This is a genomic window from Muricoccus vinaceus (assembly GCF_042433125.1).
In the GTDB taxonomy this organism is placed as follows: Bacteria; Pseudomonadota; Alphaproteobacteria; order Acetobacterales; family Acetobacteraceae; genus Roseomonas; species Roseomonas vinacea.
The window spans coordinates 26,120-44,872 of the sequence record NZ_JBHLVZ010000120.1 but is presented as its reverse complement, the minus strand read 5'-3'; the positions used below and the strand labels follow the sequence as shown (position 1 = coordinate 44,872).

Below are 18,753 nucleotides of genomic sequence, written 5' to 3'. Positions count from 1 at the left end.
CCACCCAAGCCCTACACACCGGACCGTGCCGGATTTTCCACCACCTCCGCGGACGCTACCCATCAGAAGGCAGGGGGATGGCAGCCAGAATATGTCTGTGGCGGCAGGTTCAGCAGTCCATCAGCCCAGGGAAGACGTTAGGGCAGCGCTAAAGGGGATGAGCCAGACGGAGTGGATCCGGCTGCGCCGCATTGCCGCCGTCCTGACGCGCAGCAAGGCAACGACAGTGAACGACCTTATCCAGGAGACCTGCGCCCGCGTGCTCGGGGACACCCGGCCCTGGCCCGTCAATATCCCGTTCTTTGCCTTCTTCGCCGGAGTGATGAAGAGCGTGGCTGGCGAGGAAGTGCAAAAGCTGAGGCGGGCCCGCGAGGCAGGAAGCGGGGTGCGGGCCCCGCTTTCACTCCATGACAAGGTGGGCGGCTTGGCATTTGACCCTCCCGACCTAAGGCCCAATGCCGAGCAGGTGCTCCTCGAGCAGGAAGCCGCCACCGAGACCAAGGCGGCAATCCTCGCGCTCTTTCATGACGACCCAGCCGCCGCGCTGATGGTAGAGGGCAAGATCGACGGCATAGAAGGCGAGGAGTTGCGGGAACTCGTTGGTCTTGAGATCACCGATTTTCAGAGCAAGAATAGGTTGATCCGTCGACGAATGCTAAAGCTCAATCCCGGAAGGCCAGTGTCGTGAGCGATCGGCCATCGAAAGAAGAGGAAGAACTCCGTCGGCTAGAGGAGGCCCTCATCGAGGATATCCTGGCGGCATCCGACGAAGACATCCTTGCCGAGGCAGAGGAGGACGGCATCGATCCGGCGGCCAACCAGGCCGAGATGCTCCAACTTGTGGAAGCCGCGGAACTAGTGGTTGGCAAGGCGCGGATGGCAGCCGCACGCGCCGCAGCCGCTGCGGCGCGCGAGGCGGCGCCGCCACCAAAAGCCTTCAGAGCGGGGGTGCCTGGCGCGGGCCCATTGCACGCCGCCAACGACATCGACGCAAACCGGGAACTCACGCTCGCAGCGCGGAACGGTGGCGACCAGTCAGCTCGGGACCAGGACGGGATCGACGAGGACATCGCGGAGCTCGAAGCTCTTCAAGGGAAGTCCAGGGATCCCGAAGTGTGATCCGCCAGAGCCCGGCGGAAGGGATCCTGCGATCGCTCGGGGTAACCGCTCCGAGTGACATCGACCTTGAGGCAATCGCCTTCGACATGGGTGTATTCCGGATCAAGTATCGAGAGCTCGATGGGTGCGAGGCTAGGATCGTCGGCATGGGCAAGAACGCGATCATCACGGTCGATCCTCGGAGCCCTCCTCGACGTCAACGCTTCTCGATCGCGCACGAACTCGGGCATTGGCACCACCACCATGGGAAGGTGCTCTTCTGCCAATCAAAGGACCTCAGGCAATGCCCAGGCGCCCTGGGCTCGGAGCAGACGGCAAATCGGTTTGCGTCTAACCTCCTCCTGCCAGGATACTTGTTGAATCCGTTGGCGCGCACCTTTCCCAAATTGACGATCCGGGCGGTGAAGTCCGTGGCTGAAACGTTTGATGCGAGCATGACGGCAACCGCCATTCGGCTCGTCGAAACTGGTCACGTCCCGTCCATGCTGGTCTGCCATGGCCCGCTAGGCCGGAGGTGGTTTGTGCGTTCTCCCGGCGTTCCTGAACGGTGGTTTCCCTGTGATACCCTGGACCCTGAAGGCTACGCCATTGAGGTCAAGAACGGCAAGGATCAGAACATGCCGCGCAAGATCGGGGCCGACGCTTGGTTCGACCTTCGTGGTGCAGACGATTTCGAGGTCGAGGAGGAGTCCTTCAGGACGGCTAATGGTGAGATACTTACCATCCTGAACCTCATTGCTGACGACATGCTTGAGGAGCGGGAACACTCATACCGGCGCTAGGCACGACTCCCGTCGCCGTTGTGCGAGCTCGTGCGCCTAAGAGATAGCCGTATCATCACACCCACCAAGTCGAGCGCCATCAACGACCAATCCAACGGAGCCGACGATCCTTGTGAGGGCAACCGCGGCGGCGATGCTGGTGCCTCGCAACTTGGCACACCAGGTCAGCCAGGGCTGGGAGGGCGAGTGTGCAAAATGTCGTTCCCTCGTTTAGGAAAGCCGCCACGGATCCGACGACTGAGGCCGTCGTCGCGGAGATCACTACCGGTTGCTGATCATCAATCAGACATCGCGCCCGTCCGGCCATAGTTAGGAATGCTAGCAGGTACAGAGGCATGGAGCTGGATGGCAGGCATCCTAACTTTCTGATATCCACAGTGCATGAAGCACTGCATCTACTGCAACCAGGAGAAGACAGCAGAGTCGTTTTCTGATGAACATATCTGGCCAAACGCACTGGGTGGTGACTTCCTACCCCGCGACATCTGGCGCACCGATGCCGTTTGCCAGACCTGCAACAGCCTTTCGGGTGTCTTCGTAGATGCGGACTTTATTCGGAGCTGGATGGTCAAGGCCGAGGCCTCCTGGTGTGCGCTGGAGTACCTCGCTGGAAAGGGCAAGCCTTCGCCCATCCCCTTGAACTTCATTGGTCAGGTAGCGAAGCTTCCTGTCCCTGTTGGACACGTTGCCGAGTACTGGGCTGGGCCGTGCGGCGCGAACATACTTCATATTCGGCCCGATAGTGGCGAGGCGCAGTGGGCTACCTATGCAGGCGGCGATCCCCGCGCGAAGAAGTCCAGGGCGGGCCGTGCATACATGAGCCTAACGTCTGAAAACGAGTTCTGGATTCTCGTGAGCCTAGCCTCGTTCCAGAGACACTTCGACCGTGCCGAGCGCTTCGTGGTCAACATGGAAATCCCTGCGCAGTGGCCTTTTAAAAACCCTGATAGGAACAACGCGGTTCAAGCCGACGATATGAGGACGGTCGACGCTTTTGACGAAGCTGCCAAGAGCGGCAGGGGAGTGAACGCCCGTTATGTCGGAAGACTGGATCTCGGCACCAGAATGCTGGCGAAGCTGGGCTTGGCTGTAGGCTATAACCTTTTCGGCGATCGGTTCCTAGAAATCGACTACGCCAAAGTTCTCCGGCGTGGGTTCCGTGAAGCCAATGCCGAGAGGCGCCGCGACCTGGAGGTGCATGGCTCCGCGTATCTACATGGGAAGGGCCTCGGCGGTGTGGAAGACATGCTAACATGGCCAGGCGGCTGGGTGCTCATGCTCAAAGATGTCGGAGAGAAGCTGGCGCTGACCGTGATCTCCCCTTCCGGCAAAGTGATGGTCATCCAGGTGTGTGACGAACCCGCGCTCCTCTCATGCCTAAATAGTTCTTATGACGACGGCGTCGTATGGATCACGGTCCCAGCTGCCCAGGAGGCGGTCGGCCCGCTTTCCCTGCCTGACTACGTGGCGCACCGGACCGGCAATCTTCTGAACCAGAAGTTGTCAGACCTGTTCAGCAAGCTTGGAGACCCGACGACATTGCCCGCCTGCTAGCTAACTCCGTGTCGGGAGACGCAACGGCTACCGGGAATACAGGACGGTCACGATCTCTTCCCCGCGCATCCTGATCACCCGCCGGACGAACGGTCCGACATCCGGTATGCCACCGGTGACGGCGAGTTCGACAGCACGCTCGCCTGCCTTCCTCTTCCCGCGCCAGTGGGCGTAGGGATAGTCCGCGATACTCAGGAAGGTGTCCTTGCCCCGATCCCGCGGGAACGGCTTTGTCGCTCCGCTGTTGATCGGGCTCAGAGTTATCTGCGCCCAATGGGCGGCGACGAGAGGGGCTGCGTCGAGTTCCAGAACATCGTGCTCGAGGGTGCGGTAAGGGCGTGCCGTCAGCAGCCGGTGCAGGCGGTCACGCGTCAGCCACATGAAGACTCTATCATTCAGAAGCTTGTACCAGTCCTCGGGCGTGAGGCCGTCTTGAAGGCACCGCAGGAGCCCGGCATCGTCCATGGGCTTCTGGTCACGGATAACAGCCCTTCCCAACTTGGGGTGCTCGACGGCAACGTTCTCGGGCCGACGCCTCGCCTCGATGGCGGTCCGCCTGCTCCCCGACACTGCGAACAAATCCAGCAGCGCCGACGTGCTGAGTAGACCGTGACGCTGGATTGAAGGCCAGCTCCCAAGTTCTGCCATGTGGTAGAGCACCGGACAGTCGCGGAGGAGTTCCTCGAGTTCTTCTTTCTTCACCAGGTCCGCCGATCGATCACGTTGCGCCAGCCGAAGTTCGTCGAGACCATCGAGACAGGTACGCCGCTGACGCGCTCTACCTCCTCGATGAACCTCAGGGTTGTCTGGTTCAGCTGGTCGACCCTGTAAGCCCCGCGGTTCCCGACTCCCAGGTAGTCGGTAAAGGTGAGTGCGATGTCTGTTGGCCCGTTCAAGAGGGCAGAGCGTCGGAGCTGTACCCAATCGAATTCCGCGATACGCCTCTGCCGCTTGGTCGTTGTCGTTGTCTCCGTCGTGCGGAGCTCGTCGATCGGGATGCCCGACCGCGCCGCGAGCTCCTCGTAGGAGAGCTCGCCCTCCATTGGGCCGGAGGGGCCGCCCACCCTGATAGGGTAGGTGCGGCAGACCATAATGACACGCCGGACACGCATGGGCGAAATCCCGGCGTCCGCGAGGCACCCCGAGGCTGTCGTGTCGCGCGACGTCACGAACGGGTAAGGCCCGTGATGCATGCTCAGCGTCGTGCCCTGTGTCCCCTCCAGCATGATGCGATAGCCTCGGAGATAGGCGACCTCCAGAACCTCCTGCGCCTCCCTGAGGTAGGGCCTCAACTCCGGAACGTCGCGGGCGAGCCGGATGTTCATGCCTGCCCTGCCCATGATCTTGTTGGCGCTTGCCGAGCCGACGCCCTGCTGCGTCGAGGAGATGCCCTTCGCGAGTTGCTCCTCTCTGGCGATGTCGTCGTCCTCGATGATCATGGCCTGGGGATCGATCGAGAGGCGGCTGGCCTCGATCCCGTGCTCGCCCAGCTCCTTCAGCAGCTTCGGAACCCGGAGGACGGCGCCAGCACCGAGGAGGAGCCTGGCGTGCGGCGCCCGGCGGGAGCCGGAGGGCAGGTGGTAGTAAACCTGGACAGGGTCGCCGAAGACTTTGTGGCCCGCATTGGGGCCGCCGACCCGCACGAGGAGGTCGTACTCGGGCGCGATGTGACCAACGACGTTTCCCTTGCCCTCGCTGCCGTACTGTCCGCCGACGAGCACGTCCACCAGCGGGGTGACGGATCTCGGGTAAAGCCCGAGGAGGGCCGTCGCGCGGGTCAGGACCGCGTCCTCGTTTGATCGATCCGTCTCGATGACAACATCCGCGAGAGCGGCCAGCTTCTCCACGCCCTTTTCGGTGCGTTGACGGCGAGCTGCCTCGAAGGCCACCCCTTCGTCACCGGCCGCCTTGCGCAAGGCATAGCGATCCGCCAGGGCGGCCTCGCCCGCCGTGAGATGGATGTGGTGGACCAGTGTTCCGAAGGCGCTCCGGACGGCGGCAACCTGACCTTCGATCCTCACGGCGTCGACCACAACAAGTATCGGCGGGTCCGCTTCCCCGCTCATTTGGTCGAGGAGCCGGGCAAGAGCTGTCTTCACCCACTCGCCGCCATCTGTCCGGTCGAGGGCAGCACCTGCCCTCTGCAAAGCCATCCTCTCCTCCGGCACTCCAGGCCTTGCTGCCCGAATCAGGTCACGGGTGCGAAGCATCCTTGCGCCATGGCGTCCCACCAAGCCAGCTGCGAGCCGGGACTTCCCAGAGCCAATCGGCCCAGAGAGCAGGATGATGCGGGGATTTCCGGACCGGGGCATCGTCAGGCGAAGAGATCGCCCTCCGGTACGAGCCGCCTCGGCGGAAGGTCATACACCGTCGTCGCGATGCCTCGAGCGACGAGGAGGTCGGTCACGAGTCCCTCGACCACGTCCCAACTGCCGCCCGCACCGCCTGCGGCCAGCCGGGGCATGTGCACGGAGGCATCCTGCCGCATCGCCTCCTCCGCGACATGGGTGAGCGCACGGGAAAGGGCAGAGTAGCGGACGCGGGGCGTATCTGACGCTCCAAAGCCTTCCTGTGCTACGAGGCTGACCAGGGTGATCCCGTCGCCCACGTCGCTAAAACAGGTCTGCCCAAGCCGCTCCCTCTTGGGCGTTCCCGTGATCCAGGCTGAGAATTCGTCCTGCGCCCGAGGGAACCGCCTCGCGGCACCACGGGCCAGGCCACCACCCCACCGACGGGCGGCGTCGTTAACCATCATCAGAACCATGCGCCGCCCTGCGCCACGGGGGCGGAGGACGTCACCCTGAAGGTAGACGATACCCTCCCGCGGTACCGTCATCCCATCAATCCGTCGCACGAGGCAGGCGACCCGAGGGAGGAGTCGGCCAGGATAACCTGGCAGGCCGACGCACTCGACGCTCACCCGGCCCAGACCAGGCCAGGTCTCCTCCCCACGGACGGTGAAACCGACCGCCGTGCAGTCCCGGAGGATGGTGTCGTCCGGCGGCGAGATCGTGTTCACCCGCGCGGACCAGCCGCGCGACGGGACAGCATAGTCGACGCGATAGCGCGGGGAGGCGTCGCCAGCCGATGCAAACACCACGAGGAGGGGTTCGACCGCGACCTTCCCGACACGGAGCAGGTACGCCTCGGCCGACACGTCGAACCGGCGACGGTCCGTCATGAGTTCCTCGATTGGTCGGACGCTGTCGATCGTGCCGAGGCTACCGACCGGCATGACGAACTCTGCCGCGGCGATGTTGCACAGCATCTCTAGCTGCCAGTCGTCGGGCGAGTGGTCTCCACCCCGGTGGCGGACGGCCTCCCCTACGTCCTCAAAGAGGGTGTGGGCGACCTCATGAGCAATCGAGAAGCGCACCCGCTCGCGCGGCTGGGTGGGATTAAATTGAATCCGGATGTGGCCACCGGCCGCGACAGTCCGAGCATCCCGGACATCGGCGTTGGCCTCCACCGGGATACCGCGGATGTCTGCGAGCGCGATGGGATTGAAGGGAGGGCCCTTCCAGCCCGCGTCCAGCGCGGCAAGCACCCCCTCGCGAGCCGCCTCTTCGATGGCCTCGACAGGATCCCGATCGCCCGCAAAGCGCAGGACCGACGCATTCGTCCAGTCGATACTCGCCATGCGCATCCCCCGCCCCAATTCGCCGCCCAGGAGCCCACTACCTAAGGGCGAATCCTGTTCGGAGCGGGAGTCTAGCATGGCGGATGGCCGGATAGGCGAGGTGGCAAGAGGAGCACACCATCCGGACCTAAATGTACTGCTGATCTCCTGCCCCTTGCGAGCAGGACCGTCTCCGTCTGGCGGCTCTACCCGTCAGGGGACGACGCTACGGTGCCAGGGATGCCACAAGCGCATGGGGACCTCCTGCTTCTCATTGTCTAGGACCGCCTGCAGTGACCCCTGGCAACGGAGCCGTCGTCGTGAAGCGGTAGCTCGTCGAAGCGGTAGCAGGCCGCCGTTCGATCCCAGGACGTCTTCCTTGCAGAGGTTGGTCCCACCCTGATCGGGCACCCGACATGAGTTCCGCCCCCATGCTTCCGTTCGATCCACCCCTCACCCTGGACGCCGTCCACAACGAACGGCACCCACTGCGCCAGCTCTCCGATGACGAACGCCAAGCGATGGCAGCCGCCCGCCATGACCCAGTGGCCAAGCTGCGGTTTGGACGTCACCTCTTGACGATGAACCCTGACACACTTCTTGGCCGCATGCTCGTCGCGGAGGCGGCTCCCACGAACGTTGAAACCGAGGTCATGCTCCGCGACGCCGTCCGGATCGGGCTTCGCCTATGGTCACCCGAGCTCTCTGGCGAGGCTCCCGTTCGCTGGTACGACGACCCCAATACCCGCCTCTTCATGGCGGTCGTGTCAGCTTACGGGCGGACGTTGCGCCTTCGTGGTCTGGGGGAGGAGGCCCGCGAGTGTGCGGACTTCCTGCACAAGCTGGATCCCGCCAATCGCATGGACGTCGAGCGCGAGGTCATGGGTGATCCTTCCCCGAGCAGACTTCCAGGGCAGGGCCGGTGAGGCATCACGGGCACGACGGGTGAGGTCTACGAGTCCTTGGAAGAGGTCGTGTCACTGAAGTTGTCACCGGCGAGGGAGGTTGCGGACTTCCCTCGCCGGGGGGATGACGTCAGGTCTTTGAGATAAGGAAGTCTAAGGTTTTTAAAGGGATGCCCGAAATGGGGCCAGTGACAGGTCGTGGCACAGAGACATGTTCACTGGCACCTCACAAAAACACCTCACACGTCGAGATTCGCTACCTTCAGCGCGTTGCCTACGATGAAGTCACGCCGGGGCTCCACCACGTCGCCCATCAGCGTGGAGAAGACGCGTCCGGCATCGTCCGCGTCCTCCACCGCCACCTGCAGCAGCGTGCGGGCCTCCGGGTCCAGCGTGGTCTTCCAGAGCTGGTCGGGATTCATCTCGCCCAGTCCCTTGAAGCGCTGCACCGCCAGCCCGCGGCGCCCCTGGCCGAGGACACGGTCCAGCGCTGCCATGGGGCCTCGCGCCTCGTGCCGCTGCGCCTCGAACTGCAGCACCACCGGCCCGTCGAAATCAGCGGCCAGACGGTCGCGCCGCTCCTCCAGCCAGCGCCCTTCGGCCGAGCGCAGTGCCACGGGATCAAGGTGGTGGCTTTCCGTCACGCCGCGCACCTGGCGGAAGACGCGCAGCCCTTCCTCGTCCAGGGTCGCCTTCCAGCTGCGCTCGCTGACGGCCGCCAGCTCGTTCAGCCGGGCGATCAGGCGCTGGGCCGCGTCCGCGCGCGGCTCGGTGCCGAGGGCGCCGGCCACCGCAGCCTGCTCCACGATCTCCGCCGGCACGCTGTTGGACAGGCGCCGGATGCGGCGGGATGCGGCGCGCATCAGGTCCACCGCCGCCCGCAGTTCCTCGCCCACAATCTCGCGCCCGTCCGCATAGGAAACCCGGGCGCCCTGAAGCGCCTTCTCCAGCAGGTATTCCTCCAGCGCGCGGTCGTCCTTGAGGTAGCGCTCCTCGTTGCCGCGCTTGGCGCGATAGAGCGGCGGCTGAGCGATGTAGAGATAGCCGCGCTCGATCAGCTCCGGCATCTGCCGGAAGAAGAAGGTCAGCAGCAGCGTCCGGATATGCGAACCGTCCACGTCCGCGTCGGTCATGATGACGATGCGGTGGTAGCGCAGCTTGTCCGGATCGAAGAACGGCATGTTCGGCCGGTCCGGATCGCGCGCGCCAATGCCGGCACCCAGCGCCGTGATCAGCGTGCCCACCTCGGCCGAGGACAGCATCTTGTCCATCCGCGCGCGCTCGACGTTCAGGATCTTGCCCTTCAGCGGCAGGATCGCCTGGTTCGCGCGGTTGCGGCCCTGCTTGGCGGAGCCACCGGCGCTGTCACCCTCGACCAGGAACAGCTCGGACTTGGCCGGGTCCTTCTCCTGGCAGTCCGCCAGCTTGCCCGGCAGCGTCGAGATGTCGAGCGGGTTCTTCCGCCCCACCTTCTCGCGCGCCATCTGCGCCGCACGCCGCGCGACGGCCGAGAGCACCACCTGCTCCAGCACCAGCTTGGCTTCCTTGGGGTGCGTCTCGAACCAGTGGCTCAGCGCATCGGCCACGGCCACATGCACCACCGGCTGCACCTCGGAGGAAACCAGCTTGTCCTTGGTCTGCGAGGAGAACTTCGGGTCCGGCACCTTCACCGACAGCACGCAGGTCAGGCCCTCGCGCATGTCCTCGCCGGACAACTCGACCTTCTCCTTCTTGGCCATCTCGGCCGCGTACTTCGTCACCACGCGCGTCATCGCCTGGCGGAAGCCCGCCTGGTGCGTGCCGCCGTCGCGCTGGGGGATGTTGTTGGTGAAGCACAGCGTCCGCTCTCGGGGCGAGCGGTTCCACCACATCGCCATCTCCACGCGGATGCCGTCGGTCTCCTTGCTGGCGAAGGAAACGGGCGGCTTGAACAGCGGGTCCTCGGCGGCGTCCATCCACTCCACGAAGGCGACGAGCCCACCCTCGAAGAAGAAGTCCACCTCCTGCACGGGCGTGTGCCGCTCGTCGCGCAGGTGGATGCGCAGGCCGGAATTGAGGAAGGCCAGCTCGCGCAGGCGCTTCTCGAGGATGGCGAACTCGAACTCGGTCTTGGTGAAGGTCTCGGCCGAGGGCTTGAACGTCACCTGCGTGCCCGTGGGATGGTCGCTCGGCCCCACCACGATCAGCGGCTGCACCGTCTCGCCGTACTCGAAGCGGATGAAGTGCTCCTGCCCGTTGCGCCAGATGCGCACCTCCATCCACTCGGACAGCGCATTGACCACCGCGGCACCCACGCCGTGCAGGCCGCCCGAGACCTTGTAGGAGTTCTGGTTGAACTTGCCGCCCGCATGCAGCCGCGTCAGCACCACCTCGGCGGCGGAAACGCCCTCCTCGGCATGGATGTCGGTGGGGATGCCGCGCCCGTCGTCGGTCACGGTCACGCTGCCGTCGCCGTTCAGCACGGCGGTGCAGGTGGTGGCGTATCCGGCCTGGGCCTCGTCCACGGCGTTGTCGATGATCTCGAAGGCCATGTGGTGCAGGCCCGAGCCGTCGTCGGTGTCGCCGATATACATACCCGGGCGCTTGCGGACGGCCTCCAGGCCGCGCAGCACGGTGATGGAGGCGCTGTCATAGGCCCCATCGGCGCCGGCAGCGGCGACCTCGGCCTTATGGGCGGCGCGGGTGGACTCGGTCATGCGGGCTGGGAACCTCTCGGGCCAGGCAGGTCAGGGCGCGGCCATGCGGAATCGTGTTCCGAGTATATAAGGATTACGCGCGCGTGAAGCCAGGGCGAAGGAGGATTTCCCAAGGACTTTCAAGGCAAAGGACCGGAGCCGCCGCCGCCGCCTCATGCCTCCTCCGGGGTGATCCCTTCCGCATCGATCAAGAACCCCTCCGCCACGCTCCGGAGGGAGGCGAAAACCCCCGGTTCGGTCCCCGTCAGGAAGCTCTGCGCCGGCAGGGCCGCCAGCGCCGCGAACAGCGCCTCCCGCCGCACCGCGTCCAGATGCGCCGCGATCTCGTCCAGCAGCAGCAGCGGCGCGAAGCCCCGGGTGGCCGCGATCAGCGCCGAATGCGCCAGCACGGTGGAGATCAGCAGCGCCTTCTGCTCCCCGGTGGAGCACAGCTCCGCCGGCACACCCTTGGGCAGGTGCGACAGCCGGAGGTCGCAGCGGTGCGGCCCGGACAGCGCCATGCCCGCGGCAGCATCCCGCCCGCGCCGCGCCGCCAGGGTCGCGCGCAGCCCGTCCTCCACCGCGAGCGCGGATCCGTGCTCCAGCGCCGCCGCGGTTTCGCATTCCAGCGCGCAGAGGGCTGCCGGGAAGGCGCCGGCCAGCCCCTCCGCCAGGGCGCCGTTCAGCCGGGCCACCAGGGACCGCCGGGCGGCCGTCAGGGCCACGCCGTGGCGCGCCATGGCATCCTCCAGTCCGTCCAGCCAGCGCGGCTCCGCGCGCCCGCTGTTTCGCCCCTCGGCCCGCCCCTCGGCCAGCAGGCGGTTGCGCTGGGTCATGGCGTTCTCGTAGGCCGAAACCTCCCGCGCGTGGTTGGGGTCCAGCGCCCAGACCAGCCGGTCCAGGAAGCGCCGGCGGCCCGAGGCGGCCTCCTGGAACAGCCGGTCCATCTGCGGCGTCAGCCAGACGGCCGCCACCAGCCGCCCCAGCTCCGCCTGGGACCGCACGGGGGCACCGTCGAGGCGGAAGGTGCGCTTGTCCGGCGGCCCGTCATGCACCGTGCCCGTGCCGAGGTCGAAGGAGCCCTCCGGCCCCTCGAAGCGACCCGACACGGCCCAGGGCAGCGCCTCCTCCCCCACGCGGCGCCCAAGCTCGGCGATCTTCGCCCCGCGCAGGCCCCGCCCGGGACCAAGCAGGCTGACCGCCTCCAGCAGATTGGTCTTGCCCGAACCGTTCTCCCCGGCGATGACCACGATCCCGGCCGTGAAGCGGAGGGTGGCGCGCGCATGGTTGCGGAAATCCTGCAGCTGCAGGCGCGTCAGACGAAGGGAAGGGGTCACGCGGACGGGAGGCCGCCGGGGCGCGTCACGCGGGCGCAACTCCATCCCGCAATCCGCCGAACCCCTGGTATCGGCCCCCGACCTCCTGCCGCCGCGCGGCGTTGTCCGCAAGCGCCGCTGGCAGGGTTCCGCGGCGACGGGCGATCACCACGTCGTCCCGGTCGCGAAGCAGAAGCTGGCCCAATGAGGATGTATCCCGAACCGATGCTACCGCAGATGGCACCCCGCACCGGCCACTCAAGCCCGGTCCGGGTGGATGCCCGGCCATGAGTCTCACGGACAGGGAAACCGAACTTCTCGGCCACCTGACGCGGCGCCTGGGCTCCGACCACGAGGGCGAGGCCGAGGCGGCGCGTGAGCGCATCATCCAGTTGCTGGACCGCCACAACCTGAACTTCAACGACTATGCCGAATGGCTGCAGGCCGGGTCCTCCGCGAGCGATGGAACCGACCTCCGGCAGGAGAACGCGGCGCTGCGGAACGAGGTGCTGGGCCTGCACCAGGAGGTCGCCTCCCTCCGGGCCGCGCTGATGGAGCAGCTGGGCCCGGAGGCCGGGCGGCTGGCGCTGGACGCCGTGCGGGCGCCCGGCTTCGCCGAGCCCATCCGGGCGCCGCGCGACCCGACGCGCATCCGCAGGAGGCTCCGGCATCAACTGGTGCTCTTTGCCCTTGTGACCATCGTCCCGGCCATCTGGCTGCTGACACGCCCCCATCCCGCCGCCCTCCGCCCACCGCCGGCGTCGGGTCGCCCGACGGTGGAAACGCCCCTGTCCAGCGCGGAGGACACGGGCGCCCAGGGCTGGCGCCCGCCGCCCGGCAGCCGCCCGGCCGTGGTCCTGGAGAACGGGGTGGTGCTGACCGCGCCCTATGCCTCCCGCGCGACCGAGCAGGCGATCTCCAGGGGCGCACGGGTCGCCATCCTCCGGCAACTGGTCGCCAATGGCCGGCAATGGGCGGAGATCGCCAGCCCCGCGGCCAACGGCTACATCCCCATCGACCAGCTGGAAACGATCGAGTAGTGGCGGGACGAGCTAAACCCGCATCGGCATGAGGACGTAGAGTGCCTCGGGCTTGGAGGCGTCCTGCACGATGGTGGGGGCCGAGCCGTCTGCGAAACGGAACTCCACCTGCCCGTCCACCTGGTCCGTGATGTCCTTCAGGTAGCGCGCCTGGAAGCCGATCTCGAGCGGGGCGGCGTCATAGGTCACGGTGTCGCCGTCCAGCTCCTCCTGCGCCTGCCCCTGCTCGGGGGAGGCGGCGGTGAGCAGCAGGTGGTTCTTTTCCAGCGAAAGCTTCACGGGGCGCGAGCGCTCGCTGCTGATGGCGGCCACCCGGTCCACCGCGGCGGCGAAGGCGGTCTTGTCCACGGAGAGCACGCGGTCGTTGCCCTTGGGGATCACCCGCTCGTAGTCCGGGAAGGTGCCGTCGATCAGCTTGCTGGTCAGCGTCACCGTGCCGAGCTTCACCTGGAGCTTGGTGTCGGACAGGCGGAACTCGATCTCCTCGGTTGTCTCCTCGGCCAGCTTGCGCAGTTCGTTGATGGTCTTGCGGGGCACGATCACGCCGGGCATCCCGGCGGCGCCCTCGGGCAGCGGCTCCTCCACGCGGGCCAGGCGGTGGCCATCGGTGGCGACGGCGCGCAGCACCTTCGCCCCGTCCACCTCGGCCGCGTGCAGATAGATGCCGTTGAGGTAGTAGCGCGTCTCCTCCGTGGAGATCGCGAACTTCGTGCGGTCCACGAGGTCGCGCAGCATCCCCGCGGCGACGCTGAACTTGTGCGGCAGCTTGCCCTCGGTCATGGAGGGGAAGTCCTCCACCGGCAGCACCATCAGCCCGGTGCTGTAGCGCCCTGCCCGCAGCGCGAGCGGCGCGTCGCCGCCGCGGTGGTCCAGCTCCACCTTCTGCCCGTCCGGCAGCTTGCGGACGATTTCCAGCAGGGTCGCCGCCGGGGCGGTGCAGCGGCCCTCGCGCGCGACCTCCACGCCGGCCACCTCCTCGACGATGGCGATCTCCATGTCGGTCGCGGTCAGGCGCAGCCCGTCCTTGCCGGCATCCATCAGGACATTGGCCAGGATGGGGATGGTGTTGCGCCGCTCCACCACGCCCTGGACATGGGCGAGGGCCTTCAGGAGCACCGCCCGGTCCACCGTGAACTTCATCGCTGCCACCCCCGCCGCACCCTTGGAAGGCGCGAGGCCCCCCGGATGAGCCTCGTATCATCACGAAAACGCGGCGTGAAGACTCGCACCCCCGCCGGGTCGGCGGCGGCTCAGGTCTCCAGCATGCGCCGGAGCAGCTCCACGTCCTCGGCGAAGCCGGCATCCCCCTGCATCAGCTCCGCCACGCGGGAAACCGCGTGCATGACGGTGGTGTGGTCGCGGTTGCCGAAGCGCCGGCCGATCTCGGGCAGGGAGCGGGAGGTGAGCTGCTTGGACAGGTACATGGCCACCTGCCGCGGCCGGGCCACGTTCCGCGCGCGGCGGGCGGAGGACATGTCGGTCAGGCGGATGTTGTAGTGCTCGGCCACCCGCTTCTGGATCTCCTCGATCGTCACGCGGCGGTCGTGGGCACGCAGGATGTCGTGCAGCACCTCCTGGCAGGATTCCAGCGTCACCGGCCGGCCGAACAGGTTCGCGTGCGCGATCAGCCGGTTCAGCGCCCCCTCCAGCTCGCGCACGTTGGAGGTGATCTTGTGCGCCAGGAACTCCAGCACCCGCGCGGGCACGTCCACCTGCGCGGTGTTCGCCTTGCTTTCCAGGATCGAGATGCGCAGCTCGTAGGTGGTGGCGTGGATGTCCGCCACCATGCCGCAGCCCAGCCGCGTCCGCAGCCGGTCCTCCAGCCCCGCGAGGTCCGAGGGCGGCTTGTCGGAGGACACGACGATCTGCTTGCCCTGGTCCACCAGCGCATTGAAGGTGTGGAAGAACTCCTCCTGCGTGTTGTCCTTGCCGATCAGGAACTGCAGGTCGTCGATCATCAGCACGTCGACCGAGCGCAGGCTTTCCTTGAACTCCATCGTGGATTGGCTGCGCAGCGCCGCGATGAAGCGGTACATGAACTTCTCGGCGCTCATGTAGGCGACGGACCGCCCGGCGATGCCCTCCTGCGGGGCGCGGATCGCCCAGGCGATCGCGTGCATCAGGTGCGTCTTGCCCAGCCCCACGCCACCATAAAGGAACAGCGGGTTGAAGCCCGGCGAATTCGGCTTCTCCGCCACGCGGCGGGCGCAGGCATGGGCGAACTCGTTGGGCTTGCCCACGATGAAGCTGTCGAAGGTGAAGCGGGGATCGAGCGGCGCGGCCCAGTCCCCGCGCGACTCGACCTTGGGCGACTCGGCCCTGGCTCCGGTCTGGGCGGCCTCGCCCGGCGGGCGCGTGGCGGGCAGCGGCTCGGCCAGCCCGGCGCCGTCCACCGCCCCGGTGGCCTCGCGCGGGGCAGCCTGCGGCGCGACACGGATGTCCACGCGGCGCACGCCCACGGCCTCGGCCTGCCACAGCGCGCGCAGCCTGTCGCCATACTGCCCGCGCAGCCAGTCGCGCAGGAAGCGCGTGGGAACCTGAACAACGGCCTCCTCGCCCTCCACCCCGGCCAGCGTCAGCTGGCGCAACCAAGTGCGATACTCGGCCTCGCCCACTTCCTCGCGAAGACGGCCGCGGATCCGGGCCCAGGCCGCGTCCAGGCGCGCATCGTCCACCGGAAGGGCGGAGGCGGCAGGCGTGGCATTGGCGTGCTGATCCGGCATGCGATCCACCCGAAGCCCCCTTGTTCACCCGCGCGGCGAAGCGTGGGCAGACCCTGCATCACGAAGGTAACGTGCCATCCGCCCTGCCGCAAACGCCAAACACGTTCACGCCAAAGACGAGCGCAAGCCACGCAAGAAAAAGCGCCACGGCGCACAAGCACCGTGACGCGTTTGCTTCACGACTTTACTCGGGAATGACTTTGAAAGGCGCAGGAAACCGCGCCTTTACTTGCTCAGGCGGCGACGCCGATCGCCTTGATCCGCGCCGACAGGCGCGACAGCTTGCGGGCCACGGTGTTGTCGTGCGTCACGCCCTTGTCGGCCGCGCGCTGCAGCTCGGGCTGCGCAAGGCGGAACGCCTCCTGGGCCTTCGACTTGTCGCCGCCCGTGATGGCTTCCTCGACCGCGCGCAGGAAGGTGCGGACGCGCGAGCGGCGGGCGCGGTTGCGCTCGACGCGCTTCTCGTTCTGCCGGATGCGCTTGCGCGCGGATGCGGTGTTCGCCATGGGCCTTGAGGATACCAGTCGAAATGTTCACGGGATGCGGCCCGCCGGGGCGGCCGCTGGAAGGGGGGCGTTCTATCCACAGCCCCCCGGTGAGTCAAGGAAGAGCTGGCCCTCCCCCTTCAGGCGTTGCGGAAGGCCGGCCTGCGCTTCTCCGCGAAGGCCGACATCCCCTCCTTCTGGTCCTCGGTCGCGAACAGGCTGTGGAACAGCCGCCGCTCCAGCCGCACGCCTTCCCGCAGGGAAAGCTCGTGCGCCGCGTTCACCGCCTCCTTGGCCATGGCGACGGAGGGCTGGGAGAAGGCCGCGATCTGCTCGCCCATCTTGACCGCCTCGTCCAGCAGGCTCTCCACCGGCACCACGCGGGTCACCAGGTTCGACCGCTCCGCCTCGTCCGCGTCCATCATCCGCCCGGTCAGGATCATGTCCATCGCCTTGGACTTGCCCACCGCGCGGATCAGCCGCTGCGAGCCGCCGGCGCCCGGGATGATCCCGAGGCGGATCTCGGGCTGGCCGAACTTCGCGTTCCCGGCGGCGATGATGATGTCGCACATCATCGCCAGCTCGCAGCCGCCGCCCAGCGCGAAGCCCGCCACCGCCGCGATCACCGGCTTCTTGATGGAAAGCACTGTCTCCCACTTGTTGCCGATGAAGTCCTCGAAATGCACGGCCGGGTAGGTGCGATCCTTCATCTCCTTGATGTCGGCGCCGGCGGCAAAGGCCTTCTCGCTGCCCGTCAGCACGATGGCGCCCACCGCCGCATCGGCGTCGAAGTCGCGCAGCGCCTGGCCGAGCTCGGTCATCAGCTGGTCGCAGAGCGCGTTCAGCGCCGCGGGCCGGTCAAGCGTGACCAGCCCCACCTTGCCGCGCGTTTCCACCTTGATCATCCCAAAGCCGGCCATAAAACCCTCCCTCGTCGCGCATGGCCCCGGGGCATGCGGCGTTCGGGCGCAGGCTGTGGCGGGCGGCGGGCGGGGTCAACCACCGGGCAGGACGGCACCCGGGCCCGCGGCGCCACCCGGGGCCGCTCACGCCCTGTTGAGAGCAAATCGAAACGATCGGCCTCCTCAGAACCGTGGCGGGCTCTAAGAAAAGAAATGGAACCCGCAGACCCCGCCGCTCTTCTGCGTTCCCCATCCGGGAGGACCCGCACACTGGCCCGCACATCGTCCCGCATACCGGCGTCCCAAACTTCGGCGTCCCAAACTTCGGCGTCCCGAATTCCGGTGTCCCCAATTCTGGTGTTCCCAGTTCGGGCGTCGCACGCTCTGGCGCGCGCACCGGCCCACCCATGGGCCGGACGCCGGGGAAGCCTTTCCTGGCCCGGCGCGCGGCAGCCGTGACGCAGGGAACAGGCCAGGCAGCCCCATGACCATCCCGGAGCCCGGCCGCCCGCGCCCGATCAGCGGCAGCGAGTCGCTCTACCTCGACCTCGTGCGGAGCCTCGCGGCCATCGTGGTGGTGCTCGATCACGTCCAGGACCTGTTCCGGATGCCGCTCCTCCCTCGCCTGGGGCATGAGGCGGTGGTCGTGTTCTTTGTTCTGTCGGGCTACGTCATCTGCAACACGGCCGACTCCCGCGAAACCACCCTGGCCAGCTTCATGACGGCACGGCTGGCGCGGCTCTGGTCGGTCCTGGTGCCCGCCCTCGCGCTCACCGTGCTCTGCGACGCCATCGGACGGCATTTCGGCACCAACCCCGCCGTCTACGCCCGCATCAACGCGGATTATCCCTTCCTCCGCATCGGGGCGGCGCTGACCTTCCTGTCCGAGACCTGGGTCAGCATCCAGCCGCTGTCGAACGGGGTGATCTGGTCGCTCTGCGCCGAGTTCTGGTATTATGTGCTCTTCGCCGCCTTCACCTTCCTGCCTCGCGGCACGGCGCGCTTCCTGGCGCTCGCGGCAACGGCCCTGCTGGCCGGCTTCAAGGCGCTCCTGCTGCTGCCCATCTGGGCAACGGGCGTGCTGCTGCAGCGCTGGCAGGGGCTGAGGCGCATCGGCCGGGTGGCCGGCACCCTTCTGGCCCTCGGCGGCCTGGCGGTCGTCGTGGCCATCACGACCCTGGACATCTATGGCCTGGCATGGGCCGCCGCGCGGCATTCGACCAGTCCCTGGCTCTTCACCCAGCTGGCCCAGGCCAAGACATTCTGGCTGGACTGGATCTTCGGCCTGGCCGTGGCCGCCCATTTCGCGGGCATGCGGCGGATCGGTGCGTCGCTGCCGCTGGAACAGCTGGCGGGGCCGATCCGCTGGGCCGCCAACCTGAGCTTCGCCGCCTACCTGTTCCACCCGCCGCTGCTCTACCTCTGCGCGTCCTTTCTTTCCCCGGCGCAAGGATGGCTGGCCCTGCTCATCACCTTTCCCCTCATCGCCCTGCTCGGACGGCCGGCCGAGGGCAGCAAGGGCTGGTGGCGGCGCCGGCTGGAACATCTGCTGCCGGTGGTGTCGCGGGGCATCGGGCTGCCATGGCCCCGTGGCGCGACGGGCTCCAAGGCGCACTGATCCCGCAACTCCCCC

Annotated in this window: 16 protein-coding genes; 7 read left to right on the top strand and 9 right to left on the bottom strand. The window is 67.1% G+C overall.

Annotated features, from left to right (window positions below; all coding sequences use genetic code 11):
• Nucleotides 1-157: 157 nt before the first annotated feature.
• The 4 genes from ACFFIC_RS29855 (at nucleotide 158) to ACFFIC_RS29840 (ending at nucleotide 3,455) form a co-directional block, all read left to right on the top strand.
• The gene (locus tag ACFFIC_RS29855; RefSeq protein WP_377057260.1) at nucleotides 158-688 is read left to right on the top strand and encodes a hypothetical protein; all 531 of its coding nucleotides are present in this window, start codon (nucleotides 158-160) and stop codon (nucleotides 686-688) included.
• Nucleotides 685-1,119 carry a hypothetical protein gene (locus ACFFIC_RS29850; protein ID WP_377057259.1) on the top strand — a complete coding sequence of 145 codons (435 nt, stop codon included), beginning with the start codon at nucleotides 685-687 and terminating at the stop codon, nucleotides 1,117-1,119. The genes ACFFIC_RS29855 and ACFFIC_RS29850 overlap by 4 nt, the downstream gene beginning before the upstream one ends.
• A complete protein-coding gene (locus ACFFIC_RS29845) occupies nucleotides 1,116-1,901 on the top strand; it encodes an ImmA/IrrE family metallo-endopeptidase (protein ID WP_377057258.1) in 786 nt (261 codons plus the stop codon). Before ACFFIC_RS29850 ends, ACFFIC_RS29845 begins: the two co-directional genes overlap by 4 nt.
• A gap of 381 nt (nucleotides 1,902-2,282) precedes the next feature.
• The gene (locus tag ACFFIC_RS29840) at nucleotides 2,283-3,455 is read left to right on the top strand and encodes an HNH endonuclease (protein WP_377057257.1); all 1,173 of its coding nucleotides are present in this window, start codon (nucleotides 2,283-2,285) and stop codon (nucleotides 3,453-3,455) included.
• A gap of 27 nt (nucleotides 3,456-3,482) precedes the next feature.
• Here the strand turns inward: ACFFIC_RS29840 and ACFFIC_RS29835 are convergent, their stop codons facing one another.
• From ACFFIC_RS29835 to ACFFIC_RS29825, 3 genes are read right to left on the bottom strand one after another with little or no spacing between them, the layout of a single operon-like run.
• Nucleotides 3,483-4,157 carry a DUF7002 family protein gene (locus ACFFIC_RS29835; protein WP_377057256.1) on the bottom strand — a complete coding sequence of 225 codons (675 nt, stop codon included), beginning with the start codon at nucleotides 4,155-4,157 and terminating at the stop codon, nucleotides 3,483-3,485.
• Nucleotides 4,154-5,767, bottom strand: a complete 1,614-nt coding sequence (locus ACFFIC_RS29830; protein WP_377057255.1) for an adenylosuccinate synthetase — start codon at nucleotides 5,765-5,767, stop codon at nucleotides 4,154-4,156. The genes ACFFIC_RS29835 and ACFFIC_RS29830 overlap by 4 nt, the downstream gene beginning before the upstream one ends.
• Nucleotides 5,768-5,769: 2 nt before the next feature.
• A complete protein-coding gene (locus tag ACFFIC_RS29825; protein ID WP_377057254.1) occupies nucleotides 5,770-7,095 on the bottom strand; it encodes an ImmA/IrrE family metallo-endopeptidase in 1,326 nt (441 codons plus the stop codon).
• Between the two features lie 410 nt (nucleotides 7,096-7,505).
• On the opposite strand from ACFFIC_RS29825, the gene ACFFIC_RS29820 reads away from it, so the two are divergent.
• A complete protein-coding gene (locus tag ACFFIC_RS29820; protein ID WP_377057253.1) occupies nucleotides 7,506-8,000 on the top strand; it encodes a hypothetical protein in 495 nt (164 codons plus the stop codon).
• 218 nt (nucleotides 8,001-8,218) lie between these two features.
• Here the strand turns inward: ACFFIC_RS29820 and gyrB are convergent, their stop codons facing one another.
• Entirely contained in the window at nucleotides 8,219-10,675 is a 2,457-nt protein-coding gene (gyrB, locus tag ACFFIC_RS29815) for a DNA topoisomerase (ATP-hydrolyzing) subunit B (protein WP_377057252.1), read from the bottom strand.
• 152 nt (nucleotides 10,676-10,827) lie between these two features.
• The gene (recF, locus tag ACFFIC_RS29810; protein ID WP_456306983.1) at nucleotides 10,828-12,036 is read right to left on the bottom strand and encodes a DNA replication/repair protein RecF; all 1,209 of its coding nucleotides are present in this window, start codon (nucleotides 12,034-12,036) and stop codon (nucleotides 10,828-10,830) included.
• Between the two features lie 221 nt (nucleotides 12,037-12,257).
• Between recF and ACFFIC_RS29805 the strand changes: the two genes are divergently transcribed.
• Nucleotides 12,258-13,010, top strand: coding sequence for a hypothetical protein (locus ACFFIC_RS29805; protein ID WP_377057250.1), 753 nt, complete (start codon nucleotides 12,258-12,260; stop codon nucleotides 13,008-13,010).
• A 12-nt stretch (nucleotides 13,011-13,022) separates the two neighbouring features.
• Here the strand turns inward: ACFFIC_RS29805 and dnaN are convergent, their stop codons facing one another.
• The 4 genes from dnaN to ACFFIC_RS29785 form a co-directional block, all read right to left on the bottom strand.
• A complete protein-coding gene (gene dnaN / locus ACFFIC_RS29800; protein ID WP_377057249.1) occupies nucleotides 13,023-14,150 on the bottom strand; it encodes a DNA polymerase III subunit beta in 1,128 nt (375 codons plus the stop codon).
• Nucleotides 14,151-14,260: 110 nt separating this feature from the next.
• Nucleotides 14,261-15,733, bottom strand: a complete 1,473-nt coding sequence (gene dnaA / locus ACFFIC_RS29795) for a chromosomal replication initiator protein DnaA (protein ID WP_377057248.1) — start codon at nucleotides 15,731-15,733, stop codon at nucleotides 14,261-14,263.
• A gap of 233 nt (nucleotides 15,734-15,966) precedes the next feature.
• Nucleotides 15,967-16,239: a 30S ribosomal protein S20 gene (rpsT, locus tag ACFFIC_RS29790; protein WP_377057247.1), complete on the bottom strand. Its 273-nt coding sequence runs from the start codon at nucleotides 16,237-16,239 to the stop codon at nucleotides 15,967-15,969.
• A 119-nt stretch (nucleotides 16,240-16,358) separates the two neighbouring features.
• Nucleotides 16,359-17,138 (bottom strand): enoyl-CoA hydratase, encoded by a 780-nt coding sequence (locus tag ACFFIC_RS29785; protein WP_377057246.1) that lies wholly within the window; start codon nucleotides 17,136-17,138, stop codon nucleotides 16,359-16,361.
• Nucleotides 17,139-17,604: 466 nt separating this feature from the next.
• Here ACFFIC_RS29785 and ACFFIC_RS29780 point away from each other — a divergent pair, with 466 nt between their 5' ends.
• A complete protein-coding gene (locus tag ACFFIC_RS29780; protein ID WP_377057245.1) occupies nucleotides 17,605-18,738 on the top strand; it encodes an acyltransferase family protein in 1,134 nt (377 codons plus the stop codon).
• Nucleotides 18,739-18,753: the final 15 nt, after the last annotated feature.

Coding starts and splice junctions, on each gene's coding strand:
- ACFFIC_RS29780 (WP_377057245.1), top strand. CDS start 17,605: ATGACCATCCCGGAGCCCGGCCGCCCGCGCCCGATCAGCGGCAGCGAG.
- gyrB (WP_377057252.1), bottom strand. CDS start 10,675: ATGACCGAGTCCACCCGCGCCGCCCATAAGGCCGAGGTCGCCGCTGCC.
- recF (WP_456306983.1), bottom strand. CDS start 12,036: ATGGAGTTGCGCCCGCGTGACGCGCCCCGGCGGCCTCCCGTCCGCGTG.
- dnaA (WP_377057248.1), bottom strand. CDS start 15,733: ATGCCGGATCAGCACGCCAATGCCACGCCTGCCGCCTCCGCCCTTCCG.
- ACFFIC_RS29855 (WP_377057260.1), top strand. CDS start 158: ATGAGCCAGACGGAGTGGATCCGGCTGCGCCGCATTGCCGCCGTCCTG.
- ACFFIC_RS29785 (WP_377057246.1), bottom strand. CDS start 17,138: ATGGCCGGCTTTGGGATGATCAAGGTGGAAACGCGCGGCAAGGTGGGG.
- ACFFIC_RS29820 (WP_377057253.1), top strand. CDS start 7,506: ATGCTTCCGTTCGATCCACCCCTCACCCTGGACGCCGTCCACAACGAA.
- dnaN (WP_377057249.1), bottom strand. CDS start 14,150: ATGAAGTTCACGGTGGACCGGGCGGTGCTCCTGAAGGCCCTCGCCCAT.
- ACFFIC_RS29825 (WP_377057254.1), bottom strand. CDS start 7,095: ATGGCGAGTATCGACTGGACGAATGCGTCGGTCCTGCGCTTTGCGGGC.
- ACFFIC_RS29830 (WP_377057255.1), bottom strand. CDS start 5,767: ATGCCCCGGTCCGGAAATCCCCGCATCATCCTGCTCTCTGGGCCGATT.
- ACFFIC_RS29805 (WP_377057250.1), top strand. CDS start 12,258: ATGAGTCTCACGGACAGGGAAACCGAACTTCTCGGCCACCTGACGCGG.
- ACFFIC_RS29840 (WP_377057257.1), top strand. CDS start 2,283: ATGAAGCACTGCATCTACTGCAACCAGGAGAAGACAGCAGAGTCGTTT.
- rpsT (WP_377057247.1), bottom strand. CDS start 16,239: ATGGCGAACACCGCATCCGCGCGCAAGCGCATCCGGCAGAACGAGAAG.